21 protein-coding genes, 1 tRNA gene and 1 other RNA gene are annotated in these 22,363 nt (G+C 71.1%); 7 read left to right on the forward strand and 16 right to left on the reverse strand.

What is annotated here, in order from left to right:
* Positions 1-49: 49 nt before the first annotated feature.
* The 3 genes from ACR9E9_RS12325 to ACR9E9_RS12335 all read right to left on the reverse strand — a co-directional run bounded on the left by ACR9E9_RS12325 (position 50) and on the right by ACR9E9_RS12335 (position 6,828).
* On the reverse strand, positions 50-3,016 hold the full coding sequence (locus ACR9E9_RS12325; RefSeq protein ID WP_435203651.1) for a bifunctional [glutamine synthetase] adenylyltransferase/[glutamine synthetase]-adenylyl-L-tyrosine phosphorylase: 2,967 nt from the start codon (positions 3,014-3,016) through the stop codon (positions 50-52).
* A gap of 16 nt (positions 3,017-3,032) precedes the next feature.
* Positions 3,033-4,370: a glutamine synthetase family protein gene (locus ACR9E9_RS12330; RefSeq protein ID WP_435198848.1), complete on the reverse strand. Its 1,338-nt coding sequence runs from the start codon at positions 4,368-4,370 to the stop codon at positions 3,033-3,035.
* 100 nt (positions 4,371-4,470) lie between these two features.
* Positions 4,471-6,828 carry an immune inhibitor A domain-containing protein gene (locus ACR9E9_RS12335; RefSeq protein WP_435198850.1) on the reverse strand — a complete coding sequence of 786 codons (2,358 nt, stop codon included), beginning with the start codon at positions 6,826-6,828 and terminating at the stop codon, positions 4,471-4,473.
* A 199-nt stretch (positions 6,829-7,027) separates the two neighbouring features.
* Between ACR9E9_RS12335 and panB the strand changes: the two genes are divergently transcribed.
* A complete protein-coding gene (gene panB, locus ACR9E9_RS12340) occupies positions 7,028-7,918 on the forward strand; it encodes a 3-methyl-2-oxobutanoate hydroxymethyltransferase (RefSeq protein ID WP_435198852.1) in 891 nt (296 codons plus the stop codon).
* 2 nt (positions 7,919-7,920) lie between these two features.
* Positions 7,921-8,559, forward strand: a complete 639-nt coding sequence (locus ACR9E9_RS12345; RefSeq protein WP_435198854.1) for a class I SAM-dependent methyltransferase — start codon at positions 7,921-7,923, stop codon at positions 8,557-8,559.
* A gap of 4 nt (positions 8,560-8,563) precedes the next feature.
* Here ACR9E9_RS12345 and ACR9E9_RS12350 read toward each other — a convergent pair whose 3' ends face one another.
* A complete protein-coding gene (locus ACR9E9_RS12350; RefSeq protein WP_435198856.1) occupies positions 8,564-8,800 on the reverse strand; it encodes a methionine aminopeptidase in 237 nt (78 codons plus the stop codon).
* Between the two features lie 32 nt (positions 8,801-8,832).
* On the opposite strand from ACR9E9_RS12350, the gene map reads away from it, so the two are divergent.
* The 4 genes from map (at position 8,833) to rnpB (ending at position 12,207) form a co-directional block, all read left to right on the forward strand.
* Positions 8,833-9,696 carry a type I methionyl aminopeptidase gene (gene map, locus ACR9E9_RS12355; protein WP_435198858.1) on the forward strand — a complete coding sequence of 288 codons (864 nt, stop codon included), beginning with the start codon at positions 8,833-8,835 and terminating at the stop codon, positions 9,694-9,696.
* Positions 9,697-9,717: 21 nt separating this feature from the next.
* A complete protein-coding gene (gene ppgK, locus ACR9E9_RS12360) occupies positions 9,718-10,473 on the forward strand; it encodes a polyphosphate--glucose phosphotransferase (protein WP_435198860.1) in 756 nt (251 codons plus the stop codon).
* A gap of 69 nt (positions 10,474-10,542) precedes the next feature.
* Positions 10,543-11,814 (forward strand): APC family permease, encoded by a 1,272-nt coding sequence (locus ACR9E9_RS12365; protein WP_435198862.1) that lies wholly within the window; start codon positions 10,543-10,545, stop codon positions 11,812-11,814.
* A gap of 12 nt (positions 11,815-11,826) precedes the next feature.
* Positions 11,827-12,207, forward strand: an RNA gene (gene rnpB, locus ACR9E9_RS12370) — RNase P RNA component class A.
* 108 nt (positions 12,208-12,315) lie between these two features.
* Here rnpB and ACR9E9_RS12375 read toward each other — a convergent pair.
* The gene (locus tag ACR9E9_RS12375; protein ID WP_435198864.1) at positions 12,316-12,933 is read right to left on the reverse strand and encodes a TMEM165/GDT1 family protein; all 618 of its coding nucleotides are present in this window, start codon (positions 12,931-12,933) and stop codon (positions 12,316-12,318) included.
* Positions 12,934-13,107: 174 nt separating this feature from the next.
* Positions 13,108-14,559, reverse strand: coding sequence for an RNB domain-containing ribonuclease (locus tag ACR9E9_RS12380; protein ID WP_435198866.1), 1,452 nt, complete (start codon positions 14,557-14,559; stop codon positions 13,108-13,110).
* Between the two features lie 47 nt (positions 14,560-14,606).
* Here ACR9E9_RS12380 and ACR9E9_RS12385 point away from each other — a divergent pair, with 47 nt between their 5' ends.
* A complete protein-coding gene (locus ACR9E9_RS12385; protein WP_435198868.1) occupies positions 14,607-15,353 on the forward strand; it encodes a YaaA family protein in 747 nt (248 codons plus the stop codon).
* Positions 15,354-15,365: 12 nt separating this feature from the next.
* Here ACR9E9_RS12385 and ACR9E9_RS12390 read toward each other — a convergent pair whose 3' ends face one another.
* From ACR9E9_RS12390 to ACR9E9_RS12435, 10 genes are all read right to left on the reverse strand, one after another.
* Positions 15,366-16,592: an O-succinylhomoserine sulfhydrylase gene (locus ACR9E9_RS12390; RefSeq protein WP_435198870.1), complete on the reverse strand. Its 1,227-nt coding sequence runs from the start codon at positions 16,590-16,592 to the stop codon at positions 15,366-15,368.
* Complete coding sequence (locus tag ACR9E9_RS12395; RefSeq protein WP_435198872.1) at positions 16,589-16,999, reverse strand: rhodanese-like domain-containing protein; 411 nt, start codon at positions 16,997-16,999, stop codon at positions 16,589-16,591. The genes ACR9E9_RS12390 and ACR9E9_RS12395 overlap by 4 nt, the downstream gene beginning before the upstream one ends.
* A 22-nt stretch (positions 17,000-17,021) precedes the next feature.
* On the reverse strand, positions 17,022-17,507 hold the full coding sequence (locus tag ACR9E9_RS12400; RefSeq protein ID WP_435198874.1) for a hypothetical protein: 486 nt from the start codon (positions 17,505-17,507) through the stop codon (positions 17,022-17,024).
* 88 nt (positions 17,508-17,595) lie between these two features.
* Positions 17,596-18,339 carry a zinc ribbon domain-containing protein gene (locus tag ACR9E9_RS12405; RefSeq protein ID WP_435198876.1) on the reverse strand — a complete coding sequence of 248 codons (744 nt, stop codon included), beginning with the start codon at positions 18,337-18,339 and terminating at the stop codon, positions 17,596-17,598.
* Positions 18,336-19,199: a Nif3-like dinuclear metal center hexameric protein gene (locus ACR9E9_RS12410; protein ID WP_435198878.1), complete on the reverse strand. Its 864-nt coding sequence runs from the start codon at positions 19,197-19,199 to the stop codon at positions 18,336-18,338. The genes ACR9E9_RS12405 and ACR9E9_RS12410 overlap by 4 nt, the downstream gene beginning before the upstream one ends.
* 1 nt (position 19,200) lies before the next feature.
* Positions 19,201-19,273, reverse strand: a tRNA-Val gene (locus tag ACR9E9_RS12415).
* Between the two features lie 61 nt (positions 19,274-19,334).
* Positions 19,335-19,832, reverse strand: coding sequence for a peroxiredoxin (locus ACR9E9_RS12420; protein WP_435198880.1), 498 nt, complete (start codon positions 19,830-19,832; stop codon positions 19,335-19,337).
* A 22-nt stretch (positions 19,833-19,854) separates the two neighbouring features.
* The gene (locus tag ACR9E9_RS12425) at positions 19,855-20,325 is read right to left on the reverse strand and encodes a DUF3052 domain-containing protein (protein WP_435198882.1); all 471 of its coding nucleotides are present in this window, start codon (positions 20,323-20,325) and stop codon (positions 19,855-19,857) included.
* Positions 20,322-21,839, reverse strand: a complete 1,518-nt coding sequence (locus ACR9E9_RS12430) for a PH domain-containing protein (protein ID WP_435198884.1) — start codon at positions 21,837-21,839, stop codon at positions 20,322-20,324. The genes ACR9E9_RS12425 and ACR9E9_RS12430 overlap by 4 nt, the downstream gene beginning before the upstream one ends.
* Positions 21,836-22,360 (reverse strand): PH domain-containing protein, encoded by a 525-nt coding sequence (locus ACR9E9_RS12435; RefSeq protein WP_435198886.1) that lies wholly within the window; start codon positions 22,358-22,360, stop codon positions 21,836-21,838. Before ACR9E9_RS12435 ends, ACR9E9_RS12430 begins: the two co-directional genes overlap by 4 nt.
* Positions 22,361-22,363 lie beyond the last annotated feature (3 nt).

A 22,363-nucleotide genomic window follows, 5' to 3' on the forward strand; every position in this document is an offset into this window, starting at 1 on the left:
AGTCTAGATTCGTCCTCGCGAGGCTCTGACCGGCGTCTCACGCGCGGGCTCACTCGCCGTAGAAGACCCGATCGACGACGTGGCGGGCGCGGCGGGCGGTCCGGCGGTAGGACTCGGCGAGGTCGAGACCGGACTGCGGCTCCATCCCCACGATCCGTCCGACCCCGTCCGCCTCACGCAGGTTCGAGGGGACCGAGTCCACCGGACGTCCGCGAAAGAGCATCCCCGCATTGCGCAGCAGCGAGCCCATGGACCACGCCTCCCGGAGGACGAGCGCGTCCTCGGAGCTGAGCAGGCCCGCCTCGACGGCGGCCGCCATCGCCGGCAGCGTGCGGGTCGTGCGCAACCCCTCGTGGGCGTGACCGTGCTGGAGCTGCAGCAGCTGGATGCTCCACTCGACGTCGGACAGCCCGCCCATGCCGAGCTTGAAGTGTGCCCGTCGGTCGGCCCCGCGGGGCAGCCGCTCGGCCTCCATCCGTGCCTTGAGCCGACGCACCTCCCGCACCTGCTTCATCGTCAGGCCGGCCTCCGGCCACCGGATCGGGTCGATGAGCTCGATGAAGCGCTCGCCGAGGGCCTCGTCCCCGGCGACGGCCCGCGCCCGCAGGAGTGCCTGCGCCTCCCAGGTCTGCGACCACCGCTCGTAGTAGGCCCGGTATGAGGCGAGAGAGCGGATCATCGGTCCGCTCTTGCCCTCGGGGCGCAGGTCGGCGTCGAGCCCGAGCGGCGGGTCGGAGCCGGCTCCGCCGAGGAGCCGGCGCAGCTCGACGACCACGGCCAGCGCACTCTCCTGGGCGGCCTGCTCGTCGACGCCCTCGTGCGGGTCGTGGATGTAGAGGACGTCGGCGTCGGAGGAGTACCCGACCTCCGAGCCCCCGAGCCGGCCCATCCCGACGATGAGCACATCGGTGTCCAGGGGGCGACCTCGGTCCGCCTCGACGTGGGCGATGGTCACCTCGAGGGCGGCCTGGATCGTGGCCTCGCTCACCGCGGTGAGGGCCTCCCCCACGTGGTCGAGGTCCGCCCTCCCCTGCAGGTCCGCGACGGCCACGCGGAAGATCTCGGCGCGCCGGATCGCCCGGACCGCGGAGACGGCGGCCTCGGAGCGCTCCCGCCGTCCGGCCGCCGAGCGCATCCGACGCAACAGCTCCTCGCGTGTCCGTGGCCGCAGCCCCTCCGAGTCACCGAGCATCTGGACCGCTTCGGGGCTGGCGAGGAGGAGCGCTCCGGCGAAGCGGCTGGCGCCGAGGGTGTGGGCGAGGATCTGGGCGGCCTCGCCCTCGTCCCTGAGCAGACGCAGGTACCAGTGGGTGCTCCCGAGCTCCTCGCTGACCTTGCGGAAGGCGAGCAGCCCGGCGTCGGGGTCGGCCATCTCGGCGAACCACTCGAGCATCACCGGCAACAGCTGTCGCTGGATCGCGGCCGTGCGGTTGACTCCTTCGGTGAGCACCTGCAGGTGGCGCAGCGCACCGGCAGGGTCCCGGTAGCCCAGGGCGCTGAGGCGTGTGCGCGCCGCGTCGGGAGTGAGTCGGGCCTCGTCGGGGCTGAGGCGGGCGACCGCGGAGAGAAGCGGCCGGTAGAACAGGCGCTGGTGCAGGCGGCGGACCTCGCGGGCGTGGGTGGTGCGCCGCTCGACGACCTGCTTCTCCGGCTGGTCCCACAACCGCACCGACCGACCGAGCCGGCGCAGATCGTCCTCCGACGTGGGCATGAGGTGGGTACGGCGCAGCCGGTGCAGCTGGATGCGGTGCTCGAGGGTGCGCAGGACCCGGTAGGCGGAGTCGAGGACGGCTGCGTCCGCACGACCGATGTAGCCGCCGGAGGACAACGCCGCCAGGGCATCGAGGGTCGTGCCCGAGTGCAGGGTCTCGTCGGTGCGACCGTGGACCAGCTGGAGCAGCTGGACGGAGAACTCGACGTCGCGCAGTCCACCCGGCCCGAGCTTCAGCTGGCGCTTGGCCTCCGTCGACGGGAGGTGCTCCTCGACCCGGCGGCGCATCGCCTGCACGTCGTCGACGAAGTCCTCCCGGGAGGCCGCCTCCCAGACCAGCGGCTGCACGGCGGCGAGGTACTCGGCACCGAGCGTGGCGTCACCGGCGAGGTGACGGGCCTTGAGCAGCGCCTGGAACTCCCAGGTCTTCGCCCACCGCTCGTAGTAGGTGCGGTGACTGGCGACGGTGCGCACGAGGGGCCCCTGCTTGCCCTCGGGCCGCAACGCGGCGTCCACCGGCCAGAGGCTCCCGTGGGCGGTGGCATCGCTGCAGGCGTGCATCAGCCGGGTGGCGATCTTGCCGGCCACCTCGAGGGCCTCGGTCTCGTCGGCCCCCTCGACCGGCTCGGCCACGAAGATCACGTCCACGTCGGAGATGTAGTTCAGCTCGCGACCGCCGGCCTTGCCCATGCCGATGACGGCGAAGCGAACCCGGGGAGCGTCCCCACCGGACTCGCCGTACTCGTCCATCGCGATGCGCACGGCGATCTCGAGGGCCGACCCGGCGAGGTCGGCCAGCGCGGTCGCGATGATCGGGAAGTCTGCGACCGGGTCCTCCGCCGTGACGTCCCGGGCGGCGATGCCCAGCAGCTGGCGCCGGTAGCCCACGCGCATGGCGTCCTGCGCCTCGAGGTCGCCACGCTCCGCGACCTCCGCGATGAGCGCCTCGGTGCGCTCCTCCGGGGTCATCTCGCGGGCGGAGACGGCATCGTGCCACTGCTCGGGGTGGGCGACGAGGTGGTCGATGAGGGCGGTCGAGATGCCCAGGGCACCGATGACCCGGTGCCGCACGAACTCCTCGGTGCGCAGTGCGCCCACGAGCTCCTCACGCCCGTCACCGGCAGCCTCGAGCAGACGCACGAGCCCCAGGAGCGCGGCGTCCGGGTCCGCTGCCCGGGAGAGTGCCCCGAGCAGCGGTGCGGGCTCCTCGAGCAGCGGCTCGAGGACCGGGTCGTCGAGCAGCTGCTGGGCTCGGCGGGTGTCCGTGAAGCCCCGCCTGGCCAGGGCCGGACCGGACCGGGTCATGGCGCTCACGCGGTCCTCATAGCCGGGGCAGGAGACGTTCCAGCTCGAAGGGCGTCACCTGGTTGCGGTAGTCGGCCCACTCCTGGCGCTTGTTGCGCAGGAAGAAGTCGAAGACGTGCTCACCGAGCGTCTCGGCGACGAGCTCGCTGTCCTCCATCGCCTCGATCGCCTCCGCCAGGCTCGAGGGGAGGGGCTTGATGCCCATCGCGCGCCGCTCCCGGTCGGTGAGTCCCCAGACGTCGTCCTCGGTCTCCGCCGGCAGCTCGTACCCCTCCTCGATGCCCTTCAGGCCGGCCGCGAGCATGACCGCGAAGGCGAGATAGGGGTTGCAGGACGCGTCGAGGCTGCGCAGCTCGACCCGGCTGGAGTTGCCCTTGTTCGGCTTGTACATCGGCACCCGGACCATCGCCGAGCGGTTGTTGTGGCCCCAGGTGAGGTGGGCCGGGGCCTCACCACCGCCCCAGAGTCGCTTGTAGCTGTTGACCCACTGGTTGGTCACCGCCGCGTACTCGCGGCCGTGGTAGAGAAGCCCGGCGATGAACTGCCGTCCCACCTTGCTCAGCTGGTACGGCGCTCCCGGCTCGTAGAAGGCATTGGTGTCTCCCTCGAAGAGCGACATGTGGGTGTGCATGCCGCTGCCGGGGTACTCGGCGAAGACCTTCGGCATGAAGGTGGCGTAGACACCCTGCTCGAGAGCGACCTCCTTGATCACCGTCCGGAAGGTCATGAGGTTGTCCGCCGTCGACAGTGCGTCGGCATAGCGCAGGTCGATCTCGTTCTGCCCGGGGGCGCCCTCGTGGTGGCTGAACTCCACGGAGATCCCCACCGACTCGAGCATGGTGATGGCCGCGCGCCGGAAGTCGTGGGTCTCCCCCTTCGGCACGTGGTCGAAGTAGCCGCCGTCGTCGACCGGCACCGGGCGCTCCCCCGGGGGCGTTCCCTGCTGGAGCAGGAAGAACTCGACCTCGGGGTGGGTGTAGAAGCTGAAGCCCATGTCGGCGGCCTTGTCCAGGGCGCGCCGCAGGACATACCGCGCGTCGGCGAGCGCCGGTGAGCCGTCGGGCAGCTGGATGTCGCAGAACATCCGCGCGGTTCCCGGGTGCTCACCGCGCCACGGCAGCACCTGGAAGGTCGCCGGGTCGGGGCGGGCGAGCATGTCGGCCTCGTAGACCCGGGTGAAGCCCTCGATGGCCGAGCCGTCGAAGCCGATGCCCTCGCTGAAGGCGCCCTCGAGCTCGGCCGGGGCGATGGCCACCGACTTCAGGGTGCCGAGGACATCGGTGAACCACAGCCGGACGAACCGGATGTCGCGTTCCTCGATGGTACGAAGGACGAACTCCTGCTGACGATCCATGCGCCCATCCTGCCCCACGAGGGGCCCGGGCCTCACCCGGAACGAACAGCAGACCCCGCCGGGTGGACCGACGGGGTCTGCTGCAGGGTGGCGAGGCGCGTTACTCGCCCTGGGTTCCGGCCCTCACCTCGAGGGTCATCTCCTGCTTGCCGCGCTTCTCCTTGACGACCTTGATCTTCGTCCCGGAACCGGCCACCTTCGTGGAGTTCCACGGGTTGTCCGCGCTCCAGTAGCGGTTCGGGTCGGAGTCGTCGAAGGTGGCGATCCCACGGTGCTTGGGAACCGTCGCACGGGCCCCGTTGTTGTGGAAGGTCACCTTGTCGGTCTTCTGCTTCCCGAAGGTCGCGTCGAAGGGCTGTCGACGGTTGCCCAGCTTCGTGCCGTCGTTGAAGGTCACCGGCTCCGGTCGGGCGTCGACGGGCAGCACCTGGCCGTAACCGGGGTGCTGGCTCGTGTTGTTGTCCGTGTAGCCGTTGTTGATGTACCAGACGAGCAGACCGTCCTGGTAGGGGAAACGCTCCACCCAGTTCGGCTTGCTCGAGGCCCAGCCGAAGTTGTACGGCCCGGTCTTGAGGTTCTCGTCGTAGCCGGAGTAGACCCGGTTCTCGGCGAGGTAGTAGTTCTGCACCGTGTCCGAGGTCGAGCCACTCATCCGGGTGAACCCGTCGGCACTCCAGCCGTTGGTGCCGGACTCGACGTCATCGGAGAGGACGCTGGTCCCGTCGACAGTGATCTCGATGTCGTCGATGAAGGCACCGTCCTGCGCGACACCACCATCGGACTGGTAGCGCCACCTGAACTGGACCTGCTCGCCGGCGAAGGCGCTGAGGTCGTACTCGACCTCGTTCCACGACAGGTCACCGCCGTCGACCGGGTCCGCGATCTCGGTCCACGTGGACCCGCCGTCGGTCGAGGCCTCGGTGTAGAGGAAGTCGTAGCCCTCCTCGATGTCCGTGGCCAGCTGGGCCGTGACCGTCGCGGCACCGGCGTCAGTGAGGTCGACCTCGCGCGTGAGCGTGTTGTTCAGGTCGTCGGCCGAGCCGGACCACCACTCGTAGCTGCCCGAGTGCGGGGTGTTGTACTCGGCCGTCACCGTCTGCTCGGGCAGAAGGACTGCCATCGCCTGCGGCAGCTTGACGTGGTCACGGTCCGCCGGACCGATGTCGGCCTTCAGCTGCTGTCCGGGCTTGATCGTGCGGTAGTCGAGCCAGCCCATCTGGAGCTTCTCCCACGGACCCATGTACCCGGGCTTGGAGCCGATGTCCTCGGTGCCGTCGTTGAGCCAGGACCCACCGGACATCAGGGTCCAGAAGCCGGTGCCGTTGTCGCCACCGGCGGTGTCGTAGAGGTCCGGCAGACCGAGGTCGTGGCCGAACTCGTGGGTGAAGACACCCAGACCGCCGTTCTCCGGCTCGGTCGTGTAGTCGCCGATCCAGATGCCCGAGTCACCCAGCGGCACGCCGCCGAGCTGGTTGCCCTCGGGGCCGGACTTGCCCATGTTGTTGGAGAAGGCGTACCAGCGGTGGCTCCAGATGGCGTCCTCGCCCTGGGCGCCGCCCCCGGCCTCCTCCCCTTCGCCGGCGTGGATCGCCTGGAAGTGGTCGATGTAGCCGTCGGGCTCGTTGAAGTCGCCGTCGCCGTCGTGGTCGTAGCGGTCCCACACGTCGAACTGGGCCAGGTAGTCCTTGATCTCGGCGTCGCTCTTGCCCTGGTCCTTCTGGTCCGCGTACCAGGCCTGCGCGGTGTCCTTGACGTAGTTCCAGTAGCCGTCGGCCTCACTCGTGCCGTCCCCCGATGCCGGGTTGTGGCCGTAGCGCGCCTCGTTGTAGGGCACCGTCACCCAGTTGCTCACGTCACCCGAGGTGCTGAACCGGCCGTTGGACTGCTTGAGGTAGAAGTCGCGGAAGGAGTCCTCACCCTCGGCGAACATCAGGTCCTTGTAGTGGCTGCGGCTGAAGTCCTCGGTCCAGATCGTCGAGTTGTTGTCGGTGCTGCCCCCGTCCCAGTCACGGTCCGGCTCGGCGATCTCGTTGTGCTTCGGACCGGCGTCGCCGCCCTGGGTCGGCTTCGTCTGGTCCCCGAAGTCGGTGAGGATGGTGAAGACCGAGGCCTCCCGGTCGACGTCGTACTGGACGTACTTCGAGCGCGGACGGTCCTTGCCCTTGCCTTTGCCTTTGCCTTTGTTGAGGCTGGTGTGGCGTTCGGCCTGGTCCTCGCTCTTGAGCTCGATGACCTGTGAACCGCCCTTCGTCACGAGGTCGGCCTCGCCCTTGAGCAGCTTGTCCACCGCGTCCTCACGCAGCTCGCGCTGCGCGTCACCGAGGGGGTGCGGCTTGTCGTCGTGGTGTGCGGCCTTGGTGGCACCGTCTTGGGGTGGCACCGCGCCAGCGGTCTCTCCGGCGCTCGCCGACATGGGCATGAGGGCGAGCACGAGGGCGGACGCAGCGAGGCCCGACACAACGTAGGTGTGGCGTCTCTTCACGGATCCTCCTGAAATGGTGTGGCCTCGGCCACAGGGGTGCACGCACTCAACCAAGATCTGCCGCCGTTCGGGAGGGGGAGCGGGATTTCTTGAACAAATCCATACTCTTCGACCGGAACCGTCCGGTCCAGAGCCTCCCTGAACGGACACTCACCCCGGAGCCTAGGCTGGCGGCATGAGCACGCCACCCGCCGCATCCCAGCCCGACCCGGCCACGGAGACCAGCGCCCCCTACGGCGGCGGCACCGCGCCCGCCCCGTCCGCGCCCAAGCGGGTGCGCATCCCGCACCTGCGCGCCATGAAGGACAGGGGCCAGCGGTGGGCCATGCTCACCGCCTACGACACGTACGCCGCCGAGATCTTCGACCAGGCCGGCATCCCCGTGCTGCTCGTCGGCGACTCCGCCGGCAACACCGTCTACGGCCACGAGACGACCGTCCCCGTGACGCTCGAGGAGATGATCCCGTTGACCCGGGCGGTGGCGCGCGCCACCGCGAGCGCACTCGTCGTGGCCGACCTCCCCTTCGGCACCTACCAGGCCTCTCCCGAGCAGGGGTACCTCTCGGCGGCGCGGCTGATGAAGGAGGGGTTGGCGCACGCCGTCAAGCTCGAGGGTGGTGTGGAGATGGCACCGACCATCGAGCGGATGACGAAGGGGGGCATCCCCGTCATGGCGCACATCGGCTTCACCCCGCAGAGCGAGCACACCCTCGGCGGGTACCGCGTGCAGGGCCGCGGGGAGGCCGCGGCGCGGCTGCTCGAGGACGCCCGCGCCGTCGAGGCGGCCGGCGCCTTCGCCGTCGTCCTCGAGATGGTCACCGCAGCGTCCGCCGCCGAGGTGACCCGGGAGCTGGGGATCCCGACCATCGGTATCGGGGCCGGCCCCGACTGCGACGGCCAGGTCCTCGTCTGGCAGGACATGGCCGGACTGGGTGCCGGCCGCACGCCGCGCTTCGTCAAGCGCTACGCGGACGTGCGCACCGTGCTCTCCGACGCGGCCAGGGCCTACGCGGCCGAGGTCGCCAGTGGGAGCTTCCCCGCCGCAGAGCACTCCTTCGAGAGCTGATCATGGCCCCCGACGCGCCCGACCAGCTGCCCGAGATCCGCACCCGGTGGTCCGAGGTGTCCGGTGGCATCGATGCAGCCCACTCCTACCAGCGACGGTTCGACGAGCTGGTGGAGCAGGGCGCGGACATCAACGGCGAGGCCCGCTTCGTCACCGGGCTGCGACCCGCCCCCGCACGGATCCTCGACGCCGGCTGCGGCACCGGCCGCATCGCCACGACGCTGACCGCCCTCGGTCATGACGTGGTCGGGGTGGACGCGGACCCCGCGATGATCGAGGTGGCCCGGGCGCGGGACGACGTCACCCGCTTCGTCCACGCCGATCTGGCTGACCTGGCGCTGAGTGGCCAGGCCTTCGACATCGTGCTGCTCGCGGGCAATGTCGTGCCCTTCGTCGCCGACGGCACCCTCGTGGACGTCCTGCGGCGCATGCACGAGCACCTGACGCTCGACGGGGTGCTCGTCGCCGGCTGGTCGCTGCCGGGGAACCAGCCCGGCGGCGCGGCCGCGGTGAGCACCGAGGCCTACGAGCGGGCGGCCTTCGCCGCCGGGCTCGTCCTCGTGACGCGGTACGCGTCCTGGGACGCCGAGCAGTGGCCGGGCGACGGGTCCTACGCCCTCACCCTGCACCGACGCCGCTGACCGCTCAGGCGTCGTCCGGCCACTCCCGCTCGCGGCGGTCCTGCTCGTCCCACTCCTGCGTCTTCGCGCGCGCCGTGGACAGGGCCGAGGCCGCCTCGGCCTCGGTGTCGTAGGGCCCCATGACGTTCGCGTTCTGGGAGCGGTTCTCGTCACTCTCGACCCGCCCGGTCTCGATGTTGAACCAGTACGCCATCGTCGTCCCGTCCTCTCCCGCGGGCTGTTCCCGCACACCGGAGCGCATCGTCCATGCGCTCGTTGCCTAGACTCCACAGCATGTCCGCGTCCACCGCAACCGTGACCCCCGGGGTGGTCTCGCCCCGCCGCCCCGTGCCGGCGGGCATCGCCCGGCCCGAGTACGTCGGCCAGCCGGCCCCCACCCCCTTCGCCGGGTCCGAGATCAAGGACCCCGAGACCCTCGAGCGGATGCGCACGGCCAGTCGGATCGCGGCCGGGGCGCTGCAGGAGGCCGGCCGGGCCGTCACCCCCGGGGTGACCACCGACGAGGTCGATCGGGTCGGCCACCAGTACCTGCTCGACCACGGCGCCTACCCCTCGACGCTGGGCTACCGGGGGTTCCCGAAATCGCTGTGCACCTCGGTCAACGAGGTGATCTGCCACGGCATCCCCGATGATCGGCCCATCGAGGACGGCGACATCGTCAACATCGACATCACCGCCTTCATCGGAGGTGTCCACGGCGACACCAATGCCACCTTCCACGCCGGGGACGTCGACGAGGAGTCGACCCTGCTCGTCGAGCGCACGCACGAGTCGATGATGCGCGGGATCAAGGCCGCCCTCCCCGGCCGACAGATCAACATCATCGGCCGGGTCATCGAGAAGTACGCCGCCCGGTTCGGCTACGGCGTGGTGCGCGACTACACCGGTCACGGCATCGGCACGGCCTTCCACTCCGGACTCGTCGTGCCGCACTACGACGCGGCTCCGGGGTACGACACCGTCATCGAGCCGGGCATGACCTTCACCATCGAGCCCATGCTCACCCTCGGCACACCGCGCTGGACCCTCTGGGACGACGGCTGGACCGTGGTCACCGAGGACCTGCGGCGCTCCGCCCAGTTCGAACACACCATCCTCATCACCGAGGACGGCAACGAGATCCTCACCCTCGCCTGAGCCCACGAAAGGCACGACGACATGAGCAGGAAGCACGACGCCCTGGGGATCGACATCGGCGGCTCCGGCATCAAGGGAGCCCCCGTCGACCTCGACAAGGGCTGCTTCGCCGAGGACCGGCTGCGGATCGCCACCCCTGAGGAGGCGACCCCGGAGGCGGTCTGCGACGTCGTCGAGCAGGTCGCGGAGCACTTCGCGGTGAACACGGACGTGCCCCTGGGCATCACCCTCCCGGCGGTCGTCACCCACGGCGTGGTGCGCAGCGCCGCCAACATCGACAGGTCGTGGGTCGGCCTCGACGCCGACGCGCTCTTCGGCCAGCGCCTGGGGCGGCCGGTCCACCTCGTCAACGACGCGGACGCCGCCGGTGTGGCCGAGCGGCACTACGGCGCGGCGAAGGGCGAGAAGGGCCTGGTCATCCTCACCACCCTCGGCACGGGCATCGGCAGCGCACTGCTGCTCGACGGCCACCTCGTGCCCAACTCCGAGCTCGGGCACCTGGAGATCGAGGGGCACGACGCCGAGAGCCGGGCCGCCGAGTCGGTGCGCGAGCGCGAGGGGCTCGACACGGCCCGGTGGGCAGAGCGGTTGCAGACCTACTACAGCCACCTCGAGTCCATCTTCTGGCCCGACCTCATCGTCGTCGGAGGTGGGGTGAGCAAGCAGGCGGACACCTTCCTCCCCCTGCTCGACCTGCGCACCCCGATCGTCCCGGCGAAGCTGCGCAACAAGGCCGGGATCATCGGCGCCGCACGCCTGGCCGCCCGGGGCAACTGACACCGGACCGTTTCCCGCCGACGGGCGACAGGTGCTCGCCTCCCGGACGGTATGCGGCAAGGTGGAGACATGACGAACTCGTCTGGGGCGGCTGCGCGGACATCGGACCGCCGCCTCGGGCTGCGTGATGGCGTCGGCATCGGCCTGGGCACGATGCTCGGAGCGGGGCTGTTCACCACCTTCGCTCCCGCCGCGGCCCGTGCCGGGACCCTGCTCCTGCTGGCCGTGACCCTCGCCGCCCTCGTCGCGGGGGCCAGTGCCCACTCGATGGTCCGGCTGGCGGCCCGCCACCCCGGCTCGGGCGGGGTCTATCTGTACGGGCGCGAGCGGATGGGGCTGCCGTGGGGCTACCTCGCCGGGTGGGCCTTCGTCGTCGGCAAGACGGCATCCTGCGCGGCCATGGCCCTCGCACTCGGGCTCCACCTGTGGCCGGACCACGCGACTCCCGTGGCCGTCCTCAGCGTCCTGGCCGTCCTCGCGCTCAACCTCCAGGGAGTCCGCGAGCCGCACGTCGTCGCGATGGGGGTCCTGCTCCTCGTCGTCGTGCTCACCCTGGCCTTCGTCCTCGTCATGCTCATCGCACCACCGGTCACCGCAGAGGCGCCGCCCCCGGCGCCACCGGAGTCGGGAGGGGTCCTCGGGGTGGTCCAGGCCGCGGGGTTCCTCTTCTTCGCCTTCGCCGGCTTCGCCCGCCTGGTCCCCTTCGGTGAGCAGGTCGAGCACCCCCGCCGCACGATCCCCCGGGCCATCACCATCGCGCTGGCGATCGTCCTCGCCCTGTACCTGCTCGTCGCCCTCGCCCTGACCCACACCCTCGGCGCCGGCTGGGTCGCCGCCCGAGAGGCGCCCCTGGCCGAGGCCGCCGAGATCTCCGTCTGGCCGTGGCTCGGGCCGGCGCTGCGCATCGGCGCGGTGCTCGTGATCGGTGGCGCCCTCATGGCCCTCACCGGTGGCATCTCCCGGATCGTCCTGGCCATGGCGCGCGACCACCACCTCCCTTCGGCCCTCGGGACGGTGGACCGACGAAGCGGGGTGCCACGCAGGGCGGAGGCGGTCATCGCCGCCGCCGTGATCATCATCGTCATGCTCGTCGACGTGCAGGGGGCGATCGGCTACGCGTCCTTCCTCGCCCTGAGCTACTACGCGATCGGCCACGCGTGCGCCTGGACCCTCGATCGCCCGGTCGTGCACAAGGTCGTACCCACCCTCGGTCTCCTCGCCTGCATCATCATCGCCGTGCTCCTGCCGTGGCAGTCCGTGGTCGCCGGAGTCGTCACCCTCGCCCTCGGCTCGTTCACCGGATGGGCCCGGTGGACCACCCGGGAGGATCGTCCGACGTAGACTGCTCCCGGATGAGTCGGCCGGACGGCTGCGTCACCGCCTCGGCGGTGTCGAGGAAAGTCCGGGCTCCACAGGGCATGGTGGTGGCCAACAGCCACCCGGGGTGACCCGCGGGACAGTGCCACAGAAAGCAGACCGCCTCGTCCACCTCGGTGGACGAGGTGAGGGTGAAAGGGTGGTGTAAGAGACCACCAGCGATCCGGGCGACCGGATCGGCTCGGTAAACCCCACCAGGAGCAAGTCCAGACAGTGCGCGTTCGAGGGCGGCCCGCCCGAGCGCACGGGTAGGACGCTGGAGGTCGTCGGCAACGGCGACCCGAGATGGATGGTCGTCGCCCCGGCACCGGCAACGGTGTGGGGGAACAGAACCCGGCTTACAGGCCGGCTCATCCCCAAACCCCTGATCTTGTCGGGGGTTTGGCCTGCCCGGACGCCCGAGTCGATGTCCGAGCGTGCGCCCGGAGGCTCGCCCGAACATCGACCCGGGCGTGGCCGTCCGGCTCAGAACCAGCCCAGGCCCTCGGCGATGAGCACGAGACCGAAGATCGCGAAGGCCGCCGCGGCGCCGAGGGTGATGACCCTCTCCGGCAGCTTGCGTCCGAGGAGCGCGCCGACGCCGATGGCCAGGGCGTCGGCCGCGACCATGCCGATCGTCGAGCCGATCCACGTGCCGAACCAGTCCTCGCGGACGGCGAGCGTGATCGTCGCGAGCATCGTCTTGTCACCGAGCTCGGCGAGGAAGAAGGCGAGACCGACGGCGAGGAGGGCGGAGCCGGTGGCCTTCTTCGCCTTCTGGGCCTCGTCCTCGGTGAGCTCGTCCCCGCGCAGCGTCCACAGCGCGAAGGCCAGGAAGGCCAGGCCCGCCGCGACGGCGATCGGCCCCTGGTACCTCTCGAAGCTCGTCCCGATGAGGTACCCGATCCCCACGGAGGCCAGGTGGACCAGCGCGGTGGCGGCGGTGATCCCGATGAGCACGTCGCGGGCGCGGTAGCGGGTGGCAAACGTCATCGCCATCAGCTGGCTCTTGTCGCCGAGCTCGGCGACGAAGATGACCACGGTGCTGAGCACCAGTGCGGAGAACATCAACAGCTCCTCGTCCGCCCGGGCGAGGAGCCGCATCGCGACGAGCCCCGACCAGGAATGAATGACAATCCGGTCGAAAGTCTCGTCCGCCAGCACTGCTGGCCCGATGTGCCGGATCGGTGGCCCGAGGGCCAGGATCAGTGTGTCGACACACCTGTTGGGGACTACTCCCTTTCGATGAGCACCCTAACCCACGGGCGAGGAGGCGCCTCAGGTCACCTCGAAGGTCGCGCTCCCCGCGGCCAGGTCGACCCCTGTCAGGCGGACGGTGACCTGCGCGCCCAGGTCGGCGGTCCCCTTCGCCCGGGCGATCACCGGGGGGTCGACGACCTGGATCTCGAGGTCGCCCTGACCCTGCGGCACGTCGATGACGACGGCATCGAAGGTCTCCTCGACGCGGCCGACGAGACTGGCGGCCTCGACGGCCGCCATCGTCGCCCGCTCGACCTCCCCGGCCAACCGGTCGGAGGCCTCCATGAGGTCGGGCAGGGTCGGCAGGGCACGGCGCACCCACGCCGGGGCCTCCTCCCCGGCACTGATGGTGGCGCACAGCGCGAGTCCGAAGCGGTCGACGAGCCGTCGCAGGGGCGCGGTGACGTGGGCGTAGGGGGCGGCGATCGCGGCCTGCTCGACGAGCTCGGGCACTCCCCCGTCGAAGGCGGTGTAGCCCGCTCCACGGAAGAGCACCATCGACTCGTGGATCAGGGCGAGGTGCTTGGGGTTGCTGCCGTCGAGGGAGCGGAGCAGGTCGCCGTGCGTCTGCTCGGCCGGCCACCCGACGCCGAGGGCCGTCGCGATGCGCCGCAGCTGTGCGAGCGTCCTCTCGCTCGGCTCCGGCATGGTGCGCAGGACGCCCACCTCGGCGTGGAGCATCATCTCCCCGGCGACCATCCCGGTGAGCAGCGAGATCTGGGCATTCCAGTCCTCAGCGGGGACGAGCGGGCGCAGGGACAGGCGAAAGCCCCCCTCGTCCTGATCGACCTCCTGGTCCGGCATCGGCAGGGAGGCACCACCGCGTTCCTGCTCGAGGACGATGCGCTTCTCGCCGATCTCCCGCAGCAGGACGAGTCGCTCGTCGTCGGTCCCGGCATCGACGGCCTCCTGCACAACGGTGTAGGTCAACCGCTCGACGCTGCGCACCAGGGCCGGGTAGACCTCGGCGGCCGAGTGCTCACCGCGCCCATCGAGACGGATGTCCCAGACGTAGGCGGGCCGGACCTCGCCGGGCAGCAGGCTCGCCGCGCCCTCGCTGAGGACGGGCGGGTGCAGGGGCGTGCGCTGGTCGGGGGCATAGATCGTCTGACCGCGGCGACGGGCCTCGGTGTCGATCACCCCTCCGGGCTCGACGAAGCACTCCAGATCGGCGATCGCATAGCGCACGCGGTAGCCCTCGCCGTCGCGGGAGAGGTGCATCGCCTGGTCGAGGTCCAGGGACCCGGGCGGGTCGACGGTGAGGAAGGGGAGGTCCGTCTCGTCGCGCTCCGGCAGTGAGAGCGGCTGCGCCGCCACGCGCTCGGCCTCGGCCACGACGTCCGCCGGGAACTCCTGCGGCACCGCCAGCTCGGCGCGGATCGCCTCGAATCGAGGTCGCAGACCGGCCGCCGCGACGACCTCCCCGGCCACGGGGTCGGCGAGGCGGAGGGTCACGCTGCGCTGGGTCATGGTGGTCACGATAGGACCCGGGGCGGTGGATTTCGTATGGTTCGCGGGTGCTTGTCCTGCTGCCGCCCTCGGAGTCCAAGACCGCTCGTGCGCGGGGGAAGGCGCTGGACGTCGGGTCGCTGTCCTTCCCCGGGCTGACCTCGGCACGCGAGCGGGTGCTCACCGCGCTCGCCGAGGTGAGCGCCCGCGAGGACGCCCACGAGGTCCTCGGCGTCAGCCCCACCCTCGTGGAGGAGGTCGCCCGCAACACGAGGCTGACGACGACACCCGCGCCACCGGCGGCGCACGTCTACAGCGGCGTGCTCTACGACGCCCTCGACCTCGAGAGCCTCTCCCCCGGCGCGAAGCGCCGCGCCAACCGCTGGCTCGTCATCGTCTCCGCCCTCTTCGGGGCGGTGCACCCCCATGATCGGATCCCGCCCTACCGACTCTCGATGGCGGTCAACCTTCCCGGGGTGGGTCCGCTGGCCGGGCACTGGCGCCAGCCCCTGGCCGTCGAGCTCACGGCGGCTGCCGGGGAGGGTCTGGTCGTCGACTGCCGCTCCAGCACCTATGTGGCGGCCTGGCAGCCGTCCGGTGACGCGGCACGACGCTGGGTCAGCGTGCGGGTACCGGGGGCGACGCACATGGCCAAGCACACCCGGGGCCTGGTGGCGCGCCACCTCCTCGGGGTGGCCCGGGAGCCCAGGACCCCCGCAGCCCTCGCCGCGGCCCTCGAACCCGCCTTCGAGGTCGACCTCACGGCACCGGCGAAGGTCGGCCGTCCGTGGGTGCTCGACGCGACCGCCAGGTGACCCGGAGGGGTCTCAGCCGAGGCCGTCGAGTGCGGCGATGATGTCGGCCACGAGGTCGTCCGCGGCCTCGAGACCGACCGAGATCCGCAGCGTCGCGTCGGTGATGCCGATCGCCGCGCGGGCCGGCGCCCCCAACCGACGGTGGGTGGTCGTCGCGGGGTGGGTGACGAGCGACTTCGAGTCGCCGAGGTTGTTGGAGATGTCCACCAGTCGCAGGGCATTCATCACGGCGAAGGCCTCCGCCTTGCCTCCGTCGATGGCCAGGGTGACGACGGTGCCCCCGCCGCTCATCTGCGCCTGCGCGAGTTCGTGCTGAGGGTGGTCCGAGAGCCACGGGTGGACCACCTGCGTCACCCGTGGATGGGCCTGCAGCGCCCGCGCCACGGCGAGGGAGGACTCGGCCATCCGTCGCACCCGCAGGTCCATGGTCTCCAGGCCCTTGAGCAGCACCCACGCGTTGAAGGGTGACATCGAGGGCCCCGTGTGCCGGATGAGGTTCTGCACCGGGCCGTCGATGTAGTCCTGCGGGCCGAGGACGGCACCCCCGAGGACCCGTCCCTGCCCGTCGATGTGCTTGGTCGCCGAGTACACGACGATGTCCGCCCCGTGCTCGAGCGGCCGGGAGAAGACCGGGGTGCCGAAGACGTTGTCGACGACGACCCGGGCTCCGGCGGCATGGGCCAGCTCGCTCACGGCGGCGATGTCGACCAGCTCCTGCATGGGATTGCTCGGCGTCTCGAAGAAGACGGCGGTCGTCGGCTCGGACAGGGCCTCGCGCCACTGGTCGAGGTCGGACCCGTCGACGAGGACGGTCTCCACACCCCACCGGGGAAGGATCTCGTCGACGATGACGAAGCAGCTCCCGAAGAGCCCGCGCGAGGAGACGAGGCGGTCTCCGGCCCCGACGAGCGCGGCCAGCGCCGTGAAGACCGCGGACATGCCCGAGGACGTGGCATAGGCCGCCTCCGCCCCCTCGAGCACCCGCAGCCGCTCCTCGAACATCGCGACCGTGGGGTTGCCGTACCGGGAGTAGACGAACTTCTCGACCTCGGCGCTGAAGGAGGCCTCGGCCTCCTCGGCGCTGCCGTACACGAAGCCCGAGGTGAGGTAGAGCCCTTCCGAGGTCTCGTCGAAGGTGCTGCGGGCCTGTCCCCCGCGAACAGCCAGGGTCTGCGGGGAGAGGCCGGTCGGGTCAAGGTAGGGGCGCGGGTTCCCCGGGCCGAAGGGCGTGTCGCTCACCCCTGGCGCCAGGGCAGGCCGGCCTGCTTCCACCCGTTGACCTCACGGTGTCCCTGATCGTCGAGATCCCCCTCGAAGCCCTCGGTGACATTGTGGGCGCGGGCGTACCCGGCGGCCGTCGCGGCGCTCGCGGCCGCCGCCGAGCGCCCCCCGGAGCGGCAGAGGAAGTAGACCGGGACATCCGTGTCGACGGCAGAGCGCAGCTCCTCGACGAAGGCGGGGTTCGCCGCACCCTCAGGGAAGGTCGTCCACTCGAGGGGGATGACCTGCTTGCCGATCCCGGCAAGGTCGGGCATCCCGACGAAGGACCACTCGGCACGGGTGCGCACGTCGACGAGGACCGCCTGCGGGTCGGACTCGAGGTGCTCCCAGGTCTGCTGGGGGCTGAGATCTGCGGCATAACTCATGGCGTCAGGGTATCCCGGACGGTCAGCGACCGATCTCGATGCCCTGCACGACCAACCACGAGGTGGCGAGGAACCGGGCGAGACACCCGATCGTCGTGACGACGACGAAGAGCCAGAGGTTGAGGCGCTTGATCCCGGCGGCGACGGTGACGACGGCCAACGGTGGGAAGCCGACCCCCGAGCTCGCCAGCACGACGAGCGGGCCGAGCCGCGGACGGTCGAGGACGTCGATCATCGCCCTGCTCCACCGGACGAGGCGCTCGCGCACGGATCCCGCAGGGAGCACGCCCTTCGCCGCGGCCCGGGAGTCCTTCTCCTCCCGCCGCCGCGAATAGGCCTCGGCCCCCTTCGCCGCCGCGAGGAAGTGGGTGACCTTGCCGAGGACGAGGCCCCCGGTCATCGCCGACACGTGGAGCACCCACAGCTGGGGAAAGACCACCGGGGCGGCCACCGCGTAGATCTCGGCGTTGAGCGGGGGGAAGTAGGCGGAGAGCAGACCGAAGAGCACCGCTCCGAGGAGCCCGGAGGCGGTCAGCCAGGTGGGGAGGTCGTCGATGTCGCCGCTCCTCAGGTCCGGTGGGTGAGGGAGCGCCCCATCAGCTCTGGGGGGCGGGGATGCGCACGAGGATGCGGTCGCACTCCTCGCACCGCACGACCTCGTCGACCGCGGCCTTGTCGATCCTGCCGAGGTCGACCGGGTTGAGCTCGAGTCGGCACCCACCGCACCTGCCGTGCTTGAGCTCCGCGGCGGCGAGGCCGCCGGAGTTCGCGCGGATCCGCTCGTACAGGGCCAGGAGCGCGTCGTCGATGCCCGCGACGAGGTCCTCGCGGGGTCCGGCGACGCTCACCCGCTCGGCGTCGAGCTCGGCGACGGCCGCGTCCCGCTCCTCGCGGATCCGGTCGACCTCACCCTGCATGCGGGTCTGCTCCGCGGTGCGCTCGGTCAGGCGCGCCTCCGCGGCCTCCTGACGCTCCATGGCCTCGATCTCGATCTCCTCGAGGTCGCCCTGACGACGGGCGAGCGACTCCAGCTCGCTCTGGAGCGCGGTGAGATCCTTCGACGTCATCCCGCTGCCGGTGTCGAGACGCCCCTGGTCACGGGTGGCACGGTCGCGCACCTGCTGGACATCGGTCTCGGCGCGCTGGACCTCGCGGCGGATGTCGGACAGCGTCGTCTCGACGCGCACGACGTCGTCACGCACCTGCTGCAGCTCGCGCTCGGCCTCCGCCAAGGTGACGGTCTGCGGGACTCGGCCGCGGGCATGATCGATCTGCTGCAGCCGGGTGTCGAGTGCCTGCAGGTCGAGCAGTCGTGCCTGGACGAAGGGGTCTGCCTTCACTGGGGGCCTCCTGGGGCGGTCTGTGCGCCGACGGTGAAGCTCCACGGGTCGGTGCAGATCGTGCTCACGTGGGTCTCCCATCCCACCATGTCCGCTCCGGACGCTGCGAGGGAGTTCCCGAGGTCGGTGAGCAGGTGGTCGAGCCAGAGGGACTCGGTGGCCCAGTGGCCGGCGTCGACGAGGAAGGGGGTTCCTCCCCCGGCGCGGGACTCCTCACGGGCCTCCAGGGCCGGGTGGTGGCGCAGGTCGGAGGTCACGTAGACGTCCGCGTCGGCGGCCCGGGCCGCATCGATGAGTCCGTCACCCGCGCCCCCGAGGAGCGCCACGCGGCGGACGACGCCGTCCGCGGGTCCGGCGACCCGGATGCCGCCCGGGGCGGGCGGCAGTGCCGCCGCCAGCCGGGTCGCGAAGTCGGCGAGGGGCAGGGCCACGTCGAGCTCGCCGACGCGCCCCATGGCTCGCCCCTCCTCGAGGCTCAGCGGTTCGGTGTCGGTCAGTCCGCAGGCCTGCGCCAGGGCGGAGTTCACGCCCGGCTCGGCGACATCGGCATTGGTGTGCGCGACGAAGAGCGCCGTGTCGGACACGACGAGCGAGGTGACGCTCGCTCCCTTCGCGCTCGTCGTGGCGACCGAGTGGACCCCGCGCAGCAACAGCGGGTGGTGGGTGATGAGCAGGTCCGCACCCGCGTCACGGGCTTCCTCGATCACCTCGAGAGTGGGGTCGACCGCGGCGTGGACCCTCCGTACGGGCTGGTCGGGGTCGCCCGTGACGAGCCCGACCCGGTCCCAGGACTGGGCGGAGTCGACGGGGAACATCCGCTCGAGGACGGTGAGGACGTCACGTAGACGGATCTGGGTCATGTGGGCCCGGCCGGGCTCGAACCGACGACACCCGCGGTGTAAACGCGGTGCTCTACCACCTGAGCTACAGGCCCCCGGCGCGAACCGCGCCGCGGTCATTCTGACAGGCTGCCGGCCCGGACTCGTCGCGGCAGGTCACCCGCCCTTCGTCACCGATCCGGACTCCAGCAGCTGACCGAGCGCCGCGTGGTACCCGGCGAAGTCCCGTCGCTCACCGGTGGGGTTGACCAGCTGCCAGGCGATGCGGCCGTCGCGCCCGACGAGGAAGGTGCCCCGACGAGCCATCCCGGCCTCGTGGTCGAGGACGCCGTAGGCATCGGCCACGGCGCCGTGCGGCCAGAAGTCCGACAGCAGCGGGAAGAAGTAGCCCTCCCGGTCGGCCCATGCCCGCAGGCTGAACATCGGGTCGCAGGAGATCGCCAGGGTGGTGACATCGGCCGACTCGAAGCTGGCCAGGTCGTCGCGGATCTCCCCCAGCTCGCCGGTGCAGATCCCGGAGAAGGCGAAGGGGTAGAAGACGAGCAGCACGGCCCGCTCCCCCGCGAAGGCACTGAGGGTGACCTCGGCGCCGTTCTGGTCGCGCAGGGTGAAGTCCGAAGCGGTGTCGCCGACGGCGAGCGGATACTGGCTCATCCCGGCAGTGTGCCAGTGATGCTCAGGCGACACCCTTGCGGGCGGCCAGCCGGGTCGCGACCCAGTCCTGCGAGCACATGACATTGCCGGAGGTGTGCAGCCCGGCGGTCGTGGCCGCCTCGTCGACCTCGCTCGGGTCGACCTCGCCGACCTGACCGGGTCGGGGCGTGAGCAGCACGATGGAGGATCCCTCCGCGAGGGTGCCCAGGGTGTCGACGAGCGCGTCGGTGAGATCACCGTCGTCGTCACGCCACCACATGATCACCGCGTCGACGACACCGGTGTAGTCCTCGTCCTCGAGCTCCTCGCCGACGACGGCCTCGATGGCGACCCGTAGGCCCTCGTCCACGTCATCGTCCCAGCCGTACTCCTGCACGATCTGGTCGTTCTCGAAGCCCAACTTGGCCACGGCGCCGCGGGCGAGATCCTCGCCCTGCTCCGTCGACTCCCCCGTCACGACTGTGGTCCCTTCTCCTGCTCGCTGCTCATTCATCGAGCCCAGTCCACCGTGTCCGGCGCCGGATCGCAACCAACGGGCCCGCTCGGGCGTCGTCGGGCATGGCTGGAGTGCACCGCGGCGAGGTGTCCGAGGACCTCCGCGTCCTCGGCGTCGAGGTGCTTCACCGTGGGGCGGACCGGACCCACCGTGCTCACGAAGTGGACGCTCGCGAGCCCCAGCCGGCGGGCGGTGACCCCCTGCTCGAGGGTGAGCGACTGGATCCGTCCCCACGGCACCACCTGCAGCCGGTGCTGCACCCGGCCGGAGCGGGTGACGACGGCTCGACGCCCGGGCAGGTACCCGATGCGACGCCGGGCCAGCGGATGCAGCCACCTGGCTCGTCGCGGCTGTCCGACGAACGCGTCCGGGGTCCCGTCGACGAGGGAGGCCACCTCGGCCGTCGTCTCGGGGTCGCACGTCACCACCTCGAGGAGCTGGAGCACCTCGTCGGTCGTGGCGACGGGGACGAGGACGGACTCGCTGTCGGAACCCGACGCGGACCCGATGCGCGCACCGGCGATGTTCACCTTGAGCGACCACCAGCCGATGCGGCGCCACAGCAGGGGCTGCTCGAGGGCCACCGCCTGCACCCGGTCGAGGGGCACCGAGGAGGTGCGGGTGTCGGTCAGTCCCCGCTGGCTGGTCAGGGTGTCACCACGCATCGCCAGGGTCAGTCCGTACCACCGCGTCAGGCTCATCAGGGCGCGGGCGGCGTTGAGGACGACGATCGGCAGGAATCCGCCGATGACCGCGGTGAGGTCGAGGGCGGCGAGGACCATGGCCGCCACGAGGAGGAGCGTCAGCAGGATCGCGTCCCAGCTGAGGAGCACCGAGGCGATGATCCGCGCGGCCGGCACCGAGAGCACGGGTCGTTCGGACGGCTCCGGGAGCGAGTACCCGGGCCCCGCCGCCCCCGGCACGGCGGTCCCGGGCACGGCGGTCCCGGGCACCACCGGCCCGGGCACCGCGGTCTCGGGCGCCGGACGGTCGGCAGCGCCGGCGAGCCCGAGCAGGCGGCGCCGGACGTCCTCGGCCTCGCGGTGGCGAAGGTAGGCGATCGTCACGTGCGAGTCCCCACCACCGGCGGACTCGACCCGTACCTCCGCGAGACCGGTGAGCCGGGCCAGCAGGGGCCGGACGAGGTCGACCGCCTGGATGCGGTCGTAGCGCACCTGCCGGTGCTGGCGGAAGATCGCGCCGGTGCGCATCTCGAGGCTCTGCCCACCGAGGCGGTACCCGGTGAACCACCAGGACAGGAACCCCAGCAGGACGACTCCGAGGATGGTCAGGGCGACGAGGGCGACCTGCGCGAGGGGGACACTCGTCTCCCCTTCGCTCCCGTCGGGCATGGAGCTGAGGGCAGCCACGACCCGGTCGATCTGCTGCGACACGAGGTAGCCGAGGACGGCGAGCGTGACCAGCCCGCCCCGGATGAAGGGCGAGAGCACATGGACCCGCACGAAGCCCTCCGTGCCCGGCCCGGCACCCGGCGATCCGTCGACGGTCACAGGCCCGCTCGCTGTGCCTCACCGTGCGCGGACAGGCGGACGCGCAGGTCCTCGGCGACCTCCACGGGCAGACCGGGCAGGTCGCCGCTGCTCTGCGGGGAGGCGGTGTTGACGGCGATGTCGGCGAGGCCCTTGGCCCGCTTGTAGGGCCCGGAGGAGAGGTCGACGTACTGGATGCGGCCGTAGGGGATCGTCACCATCGAGCGCCACACCCGACCCTTGCGGATGGCCAGCTCCTCGGGCAGCTCCGCCCAGCTGATCGCCGCGACCTGCCTCGGGATGAGCCACATCGACCAGACCCACACGGCGAGGAAAAGGACGGGAACGATGGCCAGCCACGGGGTGAGGAGGATCGCGGCGATGACGCCGACGACGGCCAGTGGCAGCAGGGTCGCGGTCACGGTGACCCTGCGCACGACCGCCAGCTGCGGGGAGACGGGTCGCCAGTCGGCCCCGTGGTCACCCATGAGGGGGAGCACGCAGGGCTGGGGCGAAGGGGGCGGTGCCTGAGGTTGGTCCACCGC

Origin of the sequence: Janibacter sp. GS2 (assembly GCF_051200835.1) — a bacterium.
Taxonomy (GTDB): Bacteria; Actinomycetota; Actinomycetes; order Actinomycetales; family Dermatophilaceae; genus Janibacter.